At 62.6% G+C, this 14391-nt stretch carries 6 protein-coding genes; 2 read left to right on the top strand and 4 right to left on the bottom strand.

Going from position 1 to position 14391, the window contains the following annotated elements; all coding sequences use genetic code 11:
* Nucleotides 1–10: 10 nt before the first annotated feature.
* Together istA and istB are read left to right on the top strand one after the other, a co-directional pair.
* Nucleotides 11–1540: an IS21 family transposase gene (gene istA, locus RAZWK3B_RS16265; RefSeq protein ID WP_050774262.1), complete on the top strand. Its 1530-nt coding sequence runs from the start codon at nt 11–13 to the stop codon at nt 1538–1540.
* A complete protein-coding gene (gene istB, locus RAZWK3B_RS16260) occupies nt 1530–2321 on the top strand; it encodes an IS21-like element helper ATPase IstB (protein ID WP_007817051.1) in 792 nt (263 codons plus the stop codon). Before istA ends, istB begins: the two co-directional genes overlap by 11 nt.
* Before the next feature lie 66 nt (nt 2322–2387).
* On the opposite strand, the gene RAZWK3B_RS16255 is transcribed toward istB, so the two are convergent.
* From RAZWK3B_RS16255 to urtC, 4 genes are all read right to left on the bottom strand, one after another.
* Complete coding sequence (locus RAZWK3B_RS16255) at nt 2388–11279, bottom strand: beta strand repeat-containing protein (protein ID WP_157132288.1); 8892 nt, start codon at nt 11277–11279, stop codon at nt 2388–2390.
* A 478-nt stretch (nt 11280–11757) separates the two neighbouring features.
* On the bottom strand, nt 11758–12453 hold the full coding sequence (gene urtE / locus RAZWK3B_RS16250) for an urea ABC transporter ATP-binding subunit UrtE (RefSeq protein ID WP_007817048.1): 696 nt from the start codon (nt 12451–12453) through the stop codon (nt 11758–11760).
* Between the two features lie 3 nt (nt 12454–12456).
* On the bottom strand, nt 12457–13197 hold the full coding sequence (urtD, locus tag RAZWK3B_RS16245; RefSeq protein WP_007817046.1) for an urea ABC transporter ATP-binding protein UrtD: 741 nt from the start codon (nt 13195–13197) through the stop codon (nt 12457–12459).
* Complete coding sequence (urtC, locus tag RAZWK3B_RS16240; protein WP_007817045.1) at nt 13194–14390, bottom strand: urea ABC transporter permease subunit UrtC; 1197 nt, start codon at nt 14388–14390, stop codon at nt 13194–13196. The genes urtD and urtC overlap by 4 nt, the downstream gene beginning before the upstream one ends.
* Nucleotide 14391 lies beyond the last annotated feature (1 nt).

Below are 14391 nucleotides of genomic sequence, written 5' to 3'. Positions count from 1 at the left end.
AGTGATCGACATGGGATTTTTGAGTGTCATCCGACGTTGGGCCTTGCGAGACAAGATGCCCATTCGAGAGATCGCCAGACGCACGGGCCTTTCTCGCAATACCATCAAGAAGTACCTGCGCGAGGGCGCAGTGGAACCGAAGTTCAAGACACCGCCCCGGTCCAGCAAACTGGATCCTTATGCGGATCGGCTATCGGCGTGGCTGTTGTCGCAGACGCGCAAGCCGCGCAAAGAGCGCCGCAGCCTCAAGCAGATGCATGAAGATTTGGTGAAGCTCGGCTACGACGGGTCCTACGGGCGCGTTGCCGCGTTTGCCCGTGCCTGGCGCGCAGATCGGCACATTGCTGAGCAGACGACGGGGCGCGGTACATATGTGCCGCTGATTTTCCAGCCCGGAGAAGCTTTCCAGTTCGATTGGAGCGAAGACTGGGCCACCATTGGCGGCGAACGCGTCAAGCTGCAAGTCGCGCATACGAAGTTATCGCACAGCCGCGCTTTCGTGGTGCGGGCCTATCTTCTGCAAACCCATGAGATGTTGTTCGACGCTCATTGGCACGCTTTCCGCGTCTTTGGCGGCGTGCCTGGCCGGGGGATCTACGACAACATGAAGACGGCAGTGGATCGTGTTGGCAAAGGCAAGCAGCGCGACATCAATGCGCGCTTCCAGGCCATGGCCAGCCATTACGTGTTTGAGCCCGAGTTCTGCAATCCTGCGGCCGGTTGGGAGAAGGGCCAGATCGAGAAGAGCGTCCGGGATGCTCGGACCCGTCTGTGGCAGGTGATACCGGTCTTCGACACGCTGGACGAGCTGAACCAGTGGCTGGAGGACCGCTGCATCGCCCTATGGGCAGAGACGGCGCATCAGACATTGCCCGGCTCAATCGCAGATGCCTGGGAGGCTGAGAAGCCGACGCTCATGACGCTCCCGCCCGCTTTTGATGGGTTCGTCGAGCACAGCAAACGCGTCTCACCAACATGCCTGGTCACCTTTGAGCGCAACCGGTACAGCGTGCCAGCTAGCTTCGCGAACCGTCGTGTCAGCCTGCATGTCTACCCAGATCGGTTGGTCTTCGTGGCCGAGGGCCAGACGGTTTGTACGCACGCGCGCATCATCGAGCGATCACATCGCAAACCTGGCTGGGTTGTCTATGATTGGCGCCATTATCTCGCGGTGATCCAGCGCAAGCCCGGCGCTCTGCGCAATGGCGCACCGTTCACGGAGATGCCTGAAGCCTTCCGCCGCCTGCAAGACCACATGCTGCGCAAGGAAGGCGGAGACCGCGAGATGGTCGATATCCTGTCGCTTGTGCTCCACCATGACGAGGATGCCGTCTTATGCGCCGTGGACTTGGCATTGGAAGCTGGCGTGCCAACCAAGACACATATCCTGAACCTGCTTCACAGATTGGTGGATCGCAAACAGACCGATCATCCCGAGATAGATCCACCGGAGGCACTGGTCCTGGCTAAAGCTCCCAAGGCAGATGTCGACCGATATGACGGTCTGAGACAGCCCAAGGGGAAGCGTCATGCGTCATGATCCAGCAGGCGCCTCGATCGTGATCATGCTGCGCAGCCTCAAGCTGTATGGCATGGCGCAGGCCGTCGAGGATCTCGTCGCACAGGGCGCCCCCGCCTTCGAGGCCGCAATACCGATCCTGTCACAGCTACTGAAGGCAGAGATGGCGGAACGGGAGGTGAGATCCATCGCCTACCATATGAAGGTTGCGCGCTTCCCGGCATACAAAGATCTCGCGGGCTTCATCTTTGCCTCCAGTGACATCAACGAGGCCACTGTCCGCCAACTCCATCGCGGCGAGTTCATGGAAAATGCCGAGAACGTGGTGCTCATCGGTGGACCCGGCACCGGAAAAAGCCATGTCGCGACGGCCATCGGTGTCCACGCCATCGAGCATCAACGGCGCAAGGTCCGCTTCTTCTCAACCGTGGAGCTTGTGAACGCGCTTGAACAAGAGAAGGCTGCCGGCAAGGCAGGGAAGATGGCGGAGTTACTGACAAAGGTCGACTTGGTCATCCTCGACGAGCTCGGCTATCTGCCGTTCAGTGCGTCCGGTGGCGCGATGCTGTTCCACCTGCTCAGCAAGCTCTACGAGCGTACCAGCGTCATCATCACAACCAATCTCAGCTTCGCGGAATGGGCCCAGGTCTTCGGCGATGCAAAGATGACGACCGCACTCCTCGATCGCCTGACACACCGCTGCCACATCCTCGAGACCGGCAACGACAGCTATCGCTTCAAAGCCAGCTCTGAAGCCGCCAAGAAAAAGCGAAAGGAGGCACACGCATTGACCAAAACCTGACCGTTGATAAACCTACTTAGGCGGGTCAGTTCTCGGTGAAAATACCGGGTCAGTTCTCAACGGAAATCAACACTCCCCGGTCCCGCTGACCGTATTGGCCTGATCGGTGATGCCGGGATTGATGGTGGGAAGGGCGACAGTATTGTCCAAGGTCGCCGTCGCACTCGCCTCAGTCGCTGCATTACCTGCGGCATCCGACACGTTCGCCGTAACCGTGATCTCACCTTCCGCAAGGCCGGAGATATCCGCCCCGCTGGCGTTCAGGCTCCAGCCCCCTTCGGACACCGTCGTCGTCGCCGTTACCGTCGCATTGGCGCTATCGGTGAAGGTCACCGTGACAATCTGACCATCCTCGGCATCCGTCGTGCCAGCAACGAAAACATCCTCGTCCTCAGAAGCGTTCACGATATCATCACCCGCGATCCCGGGCGTAATCGCAATCGTCGGCGCGCTATTGTCCAATGTCACCGTGGCACGCGCCTCGGTCGCCGCGTTACCCGCAGCATCCGACACGTTCGCCGTAACCGTGATCTCGCCGTTGGCAAAGTCGGAGATATCCGCCTCGCTTCCGTTCAGGCTCCAGCCCCCTTCGGACACCGTCGCCTCCGCGGTCACCGTGGCAGAGGCACTATCGGTGAAGGTCACCGTGACAATCTGACCATTCTCGGCATCCGTCGTGCCCGCGATGACGACATCCGCATCCTCCGCCGCATTCACGACATCATCGCCCTCGATCGGGGTCGTAATCGTGATTGTCGGCGGGGTATTGTCCAAGGTCGCCGTTGCACTCGCCTCGGTCGCCGCGTTACCCGCAACATCCGACACGTTCGCCGTAACCGTGATCTCGCCATTGGCAAGGCCGGAGATATCCGCCCCGCTGCCGTTCAGGCTCCAGTTCCCTTCGGACACCGTCGCCGTCGCGGTCACCGTCGCATTGGCGCTATCGGTGAAGGTCACCGTGACAATCTGACCGGTCTCCGCATCCGTCGTGCCCACGACAAGGACATCCGCATCCTCCGCAGCATTCACGACACCATCAGTTTCGATCGGGGTCGAAATCGTGATTGTTGGCGGGGTACCATCAATCGCCTGAACATCCGTCGGCGTGCTCTCGTTGCCCGCCGCATCCGTCGCCGTCACGGAGCCTGTAAAGCCCTCCGTCGTCCCGTCGGGGAAATCATCGGCAGGGATCGACCACGTGCCATCTTCGCCAACCGTCGCCGTCACAGGCTCGTCGTTCGCATCCAGAACCGGAGCGCCATTGGAGTCCAGCAGCGTGATCGTGCTGTTCGCCTCCGCCGTCCCGCTCAGACCGTCCGCATTGGCACTGGTCACATCAGGTGCGAATGGCGCAGTTTCATCGACTGCAGGCTGTGATGTATTGTTCGCCTGATCGGTCTGTGTTGTCACAACATCGTTGGATATCTGCGGCGCCTCCGAGGTGATCGGGCCGTAAGTGCCGTCATCGGCCACAACCGCCGTGCCGGTCGTTCCATCGGGGAAGGTCGTGGTCACGGTCGAGCCAGGCTCACCCGTGCCCGACACGCTCAGCGTGCCGTCTTCATTCGGCGTCACATCCTGGCTCGGCGCAAGCGGCGCCGTGGTGTCCGAATAGGCTTCGGTCAACGGCTCCGAGGTGTTGCCCGCCGCATCGGTTGCGGTCACGGACACATCGCCCGTCGTCTGAGGCGCCTCCGAGGTGATCGGGCCATAGCTGCCGTCATCAGCCACAACCGCCGTGCCGGTCGTTCCATCGGGGAAGGTCGTCGTCACGGTGGAGCCGGGCTCGCCCGTGCCCGACACGCTCAGCGTGCCGTCATCGTTGGTGGTCACATCCTGCGAGGGCGAAAGCGGCGCCGTGGTGTCCGAATAGGCTTCGGTCAACGGCACCGAGGTGTTGCCCGCCGCGTCGGTTGCGGTCACGGACACATCGCCCGTCGTCTGCGGCGCCTCCGAAGTGATCGGGCCATAGCTGCCATCTGCCGCCACGAGCGCCGTGGCGGTGCTTCCATCGGGGAACTCGGTCGTCACGGTCGAGCCGGGCTCGCCCGTGCCCGACACGCTCAGCGTGCCATCGGTGTTCGGCGTGACCACCTGGCTCGGCGCCTCGGGTGCGGTTGTATCGCTATAGGCTTCGGTCGCCGGATCGGAGGTGTTGCCCGCCTCGTCGGTCTGGGTCGCGGATACCTCGCCGCTGGTCTGTGGCGCGGCCGAGGTCACCGGGCCGAAATTGCCGCTGTCATCGACCAGCGCGCTGCCCACGGTGCCATCGGGGAAGGTGACCTGAACGGTCGATCCCGGCTCACCGGTGCCCGACACCGACAAGGTACCGTCCTCATTCTGCGTCGCCGGCTCGATGACTGGTTCAAGCGGCGCGGTCTCGTCCGTATAGGGCGAGACCACGTCATCCGACTGGTTGCCAGCCTCATCGACCTGGTTCACGATCACGTCACCCGAGGTCTGCGGCGCGTCAGAGGTCACCGGGCCATAGGTGCCATCGGCCTCAACCAGCGCGGTGGCCGTCGTGCCGTCGGGGAAGAACACGGTCATGGTCGCACCCGGCTCGCCCGTGCCGGAGATCGACAGCGTGCCGTCGTCATTCGGCGTGACTGCACCGACGGTCGGGTTCAGCGGCTCGTTCGTGTCCACATAGTCCTCTGTCGACGGCTCGGAGACATTGTTCGCCTCATCCGTCTGCGTGGCCGAGACGGGACCCGTCGTCTGCGGCGCAGCCGAGGTCACCGGGCCGAACGCGCCATCATCGCCGATCGTCGTGGTTGCGGACGTGCCATCCGGGAAGATCACGGTCGCCGTGGAGCCCGGCTCGCCCGTGCCGCTCACATCGATCGTGCCGTCGTCATTCGGGGTCACGATCAGGTTGACCGGCAGCGGCGGCGTCTCGTCGAAATAGGCCTCCGTCGCCGCGGGAGCAGAGGTATTGCCCGCCTCATCGGTCTGCGTGGCCGAGACGGTCCCCGACGTTTGCGGCACAGCCGAGGTTACCGGGCCAAACGTGCCATCTTCGCCGACCAGCACGGTGGCGGTCGTCCCATCGGGGAAGGTCACGGTCGCGGTAGAGCCGGGCTCGCCCGTGCCGCTCACATCGATCGTGCCATCTTCATTGGCCGTGGCGACAAGGTTGCTAGGCGCAAGCGGGGCCTGCGCGTCGTCAAACTCAGCCGTGTCAGCCGCGGACGGGTTGCCCGCCTCATCCGTCTGAACGGCCGACACCGCACCATCCGTCTGCGGTGCGTCAGAGGTCACCGGGCCGAAAGAGCCATCAGGACGAACTGTCGTGGTGCCCGTGCTGCCATCGGGGAAGGTCACGGTGGCGATGGCGCCGGGCTCACCCGTGCCGGACACCGAAAGCGTCCCATCCAGGGTCTGCTCGATGGCCCCAAGAACCGACGCCTGCGGGCCGACCTCGTCGGAGAAGGGCACGGTCGCTGTGGGCGAGACATTGCCCGCGCCATCGGTCTGGGTCGCCGTCACATCACCAGAGGTCTGCGGCGACGAAGAGGTGATCGGCCCAAAGGTTCCATCCGGACCGACAACAGCCGCGCCGATGGTCCCGTCGGGGAAACGCACCGTCGCCGTCGAGCCGGGCTCGCCCGTGCCGGAGACCGACAAGGTGCCATCCTCGTTCGGCGTCACCGTGTCGATGGTCGGGGCGGTCGGAGCCGTGGTGTCGGTATAGGCCTCGGTCGTCAAAGGCGACGTGTTGCCTGCCTCATCGCTCTGCCGCGTCGAGACCGCGCCCGTCGTCTGCGGCGCCTCCGAGGTGATCGGGCCGTAAGTGCCGTCATCGGCCACAACCGCCGTGCCGGTCGTCCCATCCGGGAAGGTCGTCGTCACGGTCGAGCCAGGCTCACCCGTGCCCGACACGCTCAGCGTGCCGTCTTCATTCGGCGTCACATCCTGGCTCGGCGCAAGCGGCGCCGTGGTGTCCGAATAGGCTTCGGTCAACGGCTCCGAGGTGTTGCCCGCCGCATCGGTTGCGGTCACGGACACATCGCCCGTCGTCTGCGGCGCTTCCGAGGTGATCGGACCATAGCTGCCGTCCTCCGCCACGAGCGCCGTTCCGGTGGTCCCATCCGGGAAGGTCGTCGTCACGGTGGAGCCGGGCTCACCCGTGCCGGAGACCGACAAGGTGCCATCGTCATTCGTGGTCACCGTCTGCTCAGGCGCCAGCGGCGCCGTCTCATCCGTCACCGTCTCGCTCTGCGGATCTGAGGTGTTGCCCGCTTCGTCTGTCTGCGTCGAGGACACTTCACCCGTCGTCTGCGGCCCCTCCGACGTGATCGGCCCATAGCTGCCGTCATCATTCACAACCGCCGTGCCGGAGGTCCCGTCGGGGAACACGGTCGTCACGGTCGAGCCGGGCTCACCCGTGCCGGAGACAGACAAGGTGCCATCGTCATTCGGCGTCACCGTCTGCTCAGGCGCAAGCGGCGCCGTCTCATCCGTCACCGTCTCGCTCTGCGGATCAGAGGTATTGCCCGCTTCGTCTGTCTGCGTCGAGGACACTTCACCCGTCGTCTGAGGCGCCTCCGAGGTGATCGGACCATAGCTGCCGTCATCATTCACAACAGCCGTACCCGAGGTCCCGTCGGGGAACACGGTCGTCACGGTCGAGCCGGGCTCGCCCGTGCCGGAGACCGACAAGGTGCCATCGTCATTCGTGGTCACTGTCTGCTCAGGCGCCAGCGGCGCGGTTTCATCCGTCACCGTCTCGCTCTGCAGATCAGAGGTGTTGCCCGCTTCATCGGTCTGGCTCGAGGACACGGTCCCAGTCGTCTGCGGCCCCTCCGACGTGACCGGCCCATAGCTGCCGTCCTCCGCCACGAGCGCCGTGCCGGTCGTTCCATCGGGGAAGGTCGTCGTCACGGTGGAGCCGGGCTCGCCCGTGCCCGACACGCTCAGCGTGCCGTCATCGTTGGTGGTCACATCCTGCGAGGGCGAAAGCGGCGCCGTGGTGTCCGAATAGGCTTCGGTCAACGGCTCCGAGGTGTTGCCCGCCGCGTCGGTTGCGGTCACGGACACATCGCCCGTCGTCTGCGGCGCCTCCGAAGTGATCGGGCCATAGCTGCCATCTGCCGCCACGAGCGCCGTGGCGGTGCTTCCATCCGGGAACTCGGTCGTCACGGTCGAGCCAGGCTCGCCCGTGCCCGACACGCTCAGCGTGCCATCGTCATTCACCGTCACCACCTGGCTCGGCGCCTCGGGTGCCGTCGTGTCGCTATAGGCTTCGGTCGCCGGATCGGAGGTGTTGCCGGCCTCGTCGGTCTGGGTCGCGGATACCTCGCCGCTGGTCTGTGGCGCGGCCGAGGTCACCGGGCCGAAATTGCCGCTATCATCGACCAGCGCGCTGCCCACGGTGCCATCGGGGAAGGTGACCTGAACGGTCGATCCCGGCTCACCTGTGCCCGAAACGGACAAGGTACCGTCCTCATTCTGCGTCGCCGGCTCGAGGAAGGGTTCAAGCGGCGCGGTCTCGTCCGTATAGGGCGAGACCACGTCATCCGACTGGTTGCCAGCCTCATCGACCTGGTTCACGATCACGTCACCCGAGGTCTGCGGCGCGTCAGAGGTCACCGGGCCATAGGTGCCATCGGCCTCAACCAGCGCGGTGGCCGTCGTGCCGTCGGGGAAAAACACGGTCATGGTCGCACCCGGCTCGCCCGTGCCGGAGATCGACAGCGTGCCGTCGTCATTCGGCGTCACTGCACCGACGGTCGGGTTCAGGGGTTCGTTCGTGTCCACATAGTCCTCTGTCGACGGCTCGGAGACATTGTTCGCCTCATCCGTCTGCGTGGCCGAGACGGGACCCGTCGTCTGCGGCGCAGCCGAGGTCACCGGGCCGAACGTGCCATCATCGCCGATCGTCGTGGTTGCGGACGTGCCATCCGGGAAGATCACGGTCGCCGTGGAGCCCGGCTCGCCCGTGCCGCTCACATCGATCGTGCCGTCGTCATTCGGGGTCACGATCAGGTTGACCGGCAGCGGCGGCGTCTCGTCGAAATAGGCCTCCGTCGCCACAGGAGCAGAGGTATTGCCCGCCTCGTCGGTCTGCGTGGCCGAGACGGTCCCCGACGTCTGCGGCGCATCCGAGGTCACCGGGCCAAAAGTGCCATCTTCGCCGACCAGCGCGGTGGCGGTCGTCCCATCGGGGAAGGTCACGGTCGCGGTAGAGCCGGGCTCGCCCGTGCCGCTCACATCGATCGTGCCATCTTCATTGGCCGTGGCGACAAGGTTGCTAGGCGCAAGCGGGGCCTGCGCGTCGTCAAACTCAGCCGTGTCAGCCGCGGACGGGTTGCCCGCCTCATCCGTCTGAACGGCCGACACCGCACCATCCGTCTGCGGTGCGTCAGAGGTCACCGGGCCGAAAGAGCCATCAGGACGAACTGTCGTGGTGCCCGTGCTGCCATCGGGGAAGGTCACGGTGGCGATGGCGCCGGGCTCACCCGTGCCGGACACCGAAAGCGTCCCATCCAGGGTCTGCTCGATGGCCCCAAGAACCGGCGCCTGCGGGCCGACCTCGTCGGAGAAGGGCACGGTCGCTGTGGGCGAGACATTGCCCGCGCCATCGGTCTGGGTCGCCGTCACATCACCAGAGGTCTGCGGCGCAGACGAGGTGATCGGCCCAAAGGTTCCATCCGGACCGACAACAGCCGCGCCGATCGTCCCGTCAGGGAAGCGCACCGTCGCCGTCGAGCCGGGCTCGCCCGTGCCGGAGGCCGACAAGGTGCCATCCTCGTTCGGCGTCACCGTGTCGATGGTCGGGGCGGTCGGAGCCGTGGTGTCGGTATAGGCCTCGGTCGTCAAGGGCGACGTGTTGCCTGCCTCATCGCTCTGCCGCGTCGAGACCGCACCCGTCGTCTGCGGCGCCTCCGAGGTGATCGGGCCGTAAGTGCCGTCATCGGCCACAACCGCCGTGCCGGTCGTCCCATCCGGGAAGGTCGTCGTCACGGTGGAGCCGGGCTCGCCCGTGCCCGACACGCTCAGCGTGCCATCGTCATTCGGCGTCACATTCTGGCTCGGCGCAAGCGGCGCCGTGGTGTCCGAATAGGCTTCGGTCAACGGCTCCGAGGTGTTGCCCGCCGCATCGGTTGCGGTCACGGACACTTCACCCGTCGTCTGCGGCCCCTCCGACGTGATCGGGCCATAGCTGCCGTCATCGGCCACAACCGCCGTGCCCGAGGTCCCGTCGGGGAACACGGTCGTTACGGTAGAGCCGGGCTCACCCGTGCCCGACACGCTCAGCGTGCCGTCGTCATTCGGCGTCACATTCTGCGAAGGCGACAAAATGTCCTGGATTATATCATCCAATAGCGCCTGAAGTTCAGCCACGGTATCGGCGCCACCGGCCTCTGCGTCACGCAGGGCTTCGAGGAATTCGCCAAGGTATGGCGAAGGCGCGGCCAGCCCAGTGAGCCCCATAGCGGTGAGGTTTTCCTCGGTCAGCTGATCCCGCGCATGCTGTGGGATCTCCGCGCCCGTATCCAGCGCCGCAAGCGCTTGTATGGCATCAGCGGTATCCACAAGCGTCTGGAAACCCTCAATGGTGTCCGCATTGGCGTTGGGCGCAGAGCCAGTCGATGTCCCTTTCAGGGAATCCTCGAGAAGAGCCGAAAATTCCGGTTCAGTGGTCTGTCCATCCTCACCCACTTCGGGCGTACGCTCCACCCCCAAGCTGGGCGCGCGCAACAGGTCGGCCTCGGTTTCCGTTCCATCCTCGTTGTTGAATTCAAACTCTCGGGCACCAGCCAGCAATTCCGATCGCACGGCGGATTGTGCAGCGGCGGTATCATCGCCAGCATCTTCGATGGCGGAAACAAACTCTTCGATCGTGGCGCCCTGATCGCCTTGATTTAGCTTGTCCTTGCCTGACAGCATCGCCAGAACCTGGCCGTATTGCTCCCCATCGTCGATATCACCGTCGGTGTCATCGAAGTCTTCATCAAAGATATCTTTGGGCGCGACGCCGTTGATATCGGAAAGACCGAAAGTTTCCTGCACCTGTTGGATGCTTTCGGTGATTTTTTCCGGAGAAACGCCCTCGGCAGGTATCTCGCCCTCGGCACTAACACCGGCAAGACGCGCGGCCACAGTGGTTACCGGGTTGATGTTGAGCGCAACATTCGTGGTCCCGTTGGGCTGCGGATCGCCCGCGCCAAGGCCCATGAGCGTCGCGTTCAGGTCGGTATCCGCGCCCGTTGCTTCATCACGGTAATCGGGATTCTCGTTGAGATCGCGCATGATCGCGATCACGTTGGGGAACGTGCCCTGCAACGTGACCGAAAACGATCCATCTTCGTTCAACGGAATGCCCGCCTGAAGAAGCGCACCGGTGTTGTCATAGAGGTCGACAACAAGCCCGTTGCCGGGGATTACCGGACCGGCCACGAATGTTCCTGAAATTATCGTCAGAGCATTGGAAACTGACCCGAAGAAGGCCCCGGCTCCGCCACCGCCTCCCATAGCCGCCAAACCCAAACCACCGGCACCAAGTCCAGCCAATGCAAGGCCGACACTCCCCTCCCCAATCAACGCCGCGCCGAGGGTGTCGTCGGCCAGCAAAGGCTCAAGGGGTGAAAAACTCGAGGACTTCGCCAGGATGGATCCCGCAGCATCAGGGCTGCCACCAAAGGCGTAAAGGGCTTTGCCATCGACCGTTCCGATCGGGGCCATGTCGGCCGGGAGTTCGATCACGCCGCCAAGGCCATCCATCGAAAAGAGTGTATCTCCGAGGAAGTAATCCTGAAGGACGACCTCGGTGCCATCCGCATAAAGCAACACGAGGTCATTGCCTTGCCGGACCGCCACATAGGGCTGCTCGCCAAGCCTGCCTGCTGCGTCCACGACGGTTACGCTGTCATAAACTTGGTATTTCTGCGCGGGAATAACGGAAACAGAACCCGAACGAACTTCCAGACGGATCACAGAATTATCAAGCATTTAAGCAGTCCTTGCACTCGTTACTTCACACGGTGGAGTAAACTTGCGACCATTGGATGTCGCACCCCACATGATTTCTGGCCTGACATACTCCAGGCCATTCAATCTTTTGAGATAACTTATTCCCTTTTGAGAATGCAAATAGGAAAAGAGATTTATATCCATAAGATTAGGTTACCCGACGTAAGTCAGCCGATGACGGGTCTGAAGCGTGAAACGCAAATATTTTTCGACAACCGCTCTTCAAAGAGCTGCCAAATCGATGTCACGGGGCCTCAGGCTCGTCGATGCGAACGAATGATACGTTAAACACAAACAATCCAATATATGGGGATACCGCCCGCCCTCTGGCGGAAACAGGCTCATTCGAGGCGCGTAATGATGTCAGCGCCCTAGCCAATGCCGGCGCAAGAGCTGTGCGAACATATCGGGCAGGAGGACAGCACGAAACGCAAATGGCATGCCATTGGGATAACGCTCAGATAGACACTTCTCGCAGCAACCTGTCACGCTCCACATCGGCCGCCGGTTCCGACAGACGGACCACACCACGGTTCAGCACGACGATATCGTCGGCCAGATCATAGGCAAAATCGAAGAACTGTTCGACCAGTACGATCGCTATCTTGCCCTCATTCCGCAAAAGGCGGATGACCTCGCCGATCTGTTTGATGATGTTGGGCTGGATGCCTTCGGTGGGTTCGTCCAGAAGCAGAACGCGCGGCTGCGTTATCAGGGCGCGTGCGATGGCAAGCTGTTGTTGCTGACCACCCGACAGATCGCCACCTCGCCGGTCCTTCATCTGCGCAAGCACCGGGAACAGGTCATAAATACGCTCGGGTATCCGTTGTTCGGACTTCGGGAGGCAGGCAAAGCCGGTCTGCAAATTCTCGGTCACGGTAAGGAGTGGAAATATCTCACGGCCCTGGGGAACATAAGCGATCCCGTGTTTCGCCGCATGGACCGCACCGAAGCGGTCCAGCTCGGTTCCGTCCAGCACGATGCGCCCTGCGCTATAGGGGTGCCGCCCGGCGATTGCCTTGAGCAGACTAGTCTTGCCCACGCCATTGGTGCCCATCACCGCTGTCACCGCGCCGGGGCGCGCCTGCAGACTGACACCATGCAGGATTTGCGAAGCCGCGTAATGCAAGGTCAGATCATCAACGCTCAGCATATGTCACCGCCCCAGATAGACATCGATCACCTCTTGGTTCTTCGTGACATGGTCCAGACTGCCCTCCGCAAGCACGGATCCTTCATGCAGCACCGTGACCTTGCAGCCAAGGCGACGCACGAATTCCATGTCATGTTCGATCACCACGACAGCGCGGGTTTTGGCTGCTCGCTTGAGCAGATCGGTGGTGTGTTCACGCTCTGCGGGCGTCATACCGGCCGCCGGTTCATCGACCAGTAACAGCCGCGGGTCCTGCGCCAGCAACATGCCGATTTCCAGCCACTGTTTCTGACCATGACTCAACGCCCCTGCCCGCTTCGGCAACTGCTCAAGCAGGCCTATCTCCTGCGCGATCTCTCCGATCCGGGTGGCCGCATGCCGAGTGCGCCGGTAGAAGAGCACGTCGAAGGGGCCACGTTTGTTCTTGAGGGCCATGGCAAGGTTTTCGCGCACGGTCTGATCTTCGAACACCGTGGGCTTCTGAAATTTTCTGCCAATACCCGCGCGGGCAATCTCGCTTTCGCTCATCCCCAGAAGCGACACCGATTTTTCACCCCAGATGACGCGCCCCTCGTCGGGGCGGGTCTTGCCGGTCACGATATCCATGAATGTGGTCTTACCCGCGCCATTGGGGCCGATCACCGCCCGTAGTTCCGGCTCGGCGATCTGGATCGACAGGTTGTTGATTGCCCGGAACCCGTCAAACGTGACAGAAACGCCCGAGACTTCGAGAAGCGTCGTCATTTGGCCCTCACAAGGTAGTCGAACAGTCCACCGATGCCACGTGGAAAGAAAAGCGTGACGGCGACAAAGCCGAGGCCCAGAAGAACAAGCCACCAATCGGTCCAGTTGATGACGTAGAAGCCAAGGTCAATGTCGGGTGCACCCCCGCCCGTGAACCAGCTTGACGCAAGGCTGACCACCGCCGCCCCAATCACGGCGCCATAAAGGCGCCCACGGCCCCCGATCGCCACCCAGACGGCCAGATAGATCGACGCGATTGGGGCAATTTCAGCCGGGTTGATGATGCCCGCCTGCGGATAATAGAGCGCGCCCGCCAATCCCGAAACAATGGCGGTCAAAGTGAAGATCACCAGCTTGTAATGCTCTACGTGGTAGCCAAGAAACCGCACGCGCGCCTCGTTGTCACGAATGCCACGGATAACCGATCCGAACTTACCCGATACCAGCCATGCGAAGATCACGTAGCCAAGCCCAAGCGCAAAGGCCGATGCCCAGAAGAACCAAAGCGCCAGCGTTGACTGCGGCACATGCAACAGGCCGGGAATGTTCTGGAGGCCCGACAGGCCGTTATTGCCGCGCAGACCGGTATCATTCTGAAAAAGGTAGAGCGACAAAGCCAGCGTCATGGCCTGTGTGAGGATCGACAGATAAACGCCCGTCACCCGGCTGCGAAACGCCAACCAGCCAAAGACCAGCGCCAGCAGCCCCGGCACCAACACGACCATGGCCAACTGCAGCGGCAGGCTGTGCGCGAAAACCCAAAGGGCGGGCAGCTCGTTGCTGCCGACCACACCGAATATCTGCGTGGCGATGGCATCCGTGATCTCTGTCTCGGTCGGCGGAATGGGCGCGTTTTCGAACGAGTCGATCACGATCCCTTCGGTCCGGGCATACATCAACCACATCCCGATGGCGTAACCACCCAGACCGAAGAACGCGAAATGCCCCAGGCTGAGGATCCCGCAATAGCCCCAGACCACATCCATCGCCACCGCGATCAGACACAGACAGAGCGTCATACCCAGCACCTTGACCATCGAGGTCGACAGGATGGGAAGACCGAACCCTTCAGCAAGCACGCTCACACTCAGCGTGAACAGGCCAAGGGCTCCCAAAAACCAGAGTACCGAGGGATTTTCCGCAAAGAAGCTTTTACGTGGCGCGATGTCAGAGGACATATCTTGCGTGCTCATC

The organism is Roseobacter sp. AzwK-3b (assembly GCF_000170875.1).
In the GTDB taxonomy this organism is placed as follows: domain Bacteria; phylum Pseudomonadota; class Alphaproteobacteria; order Rhodobacterales; family Rhodobacteraceae; genus Roseovarius; species Roseovarius litoreus.
The sequence above is the reverse complement of the archived record's forward strand: the minus strand, read 5'-3'. Positions and strand labels throughout refer to the sequence as shown.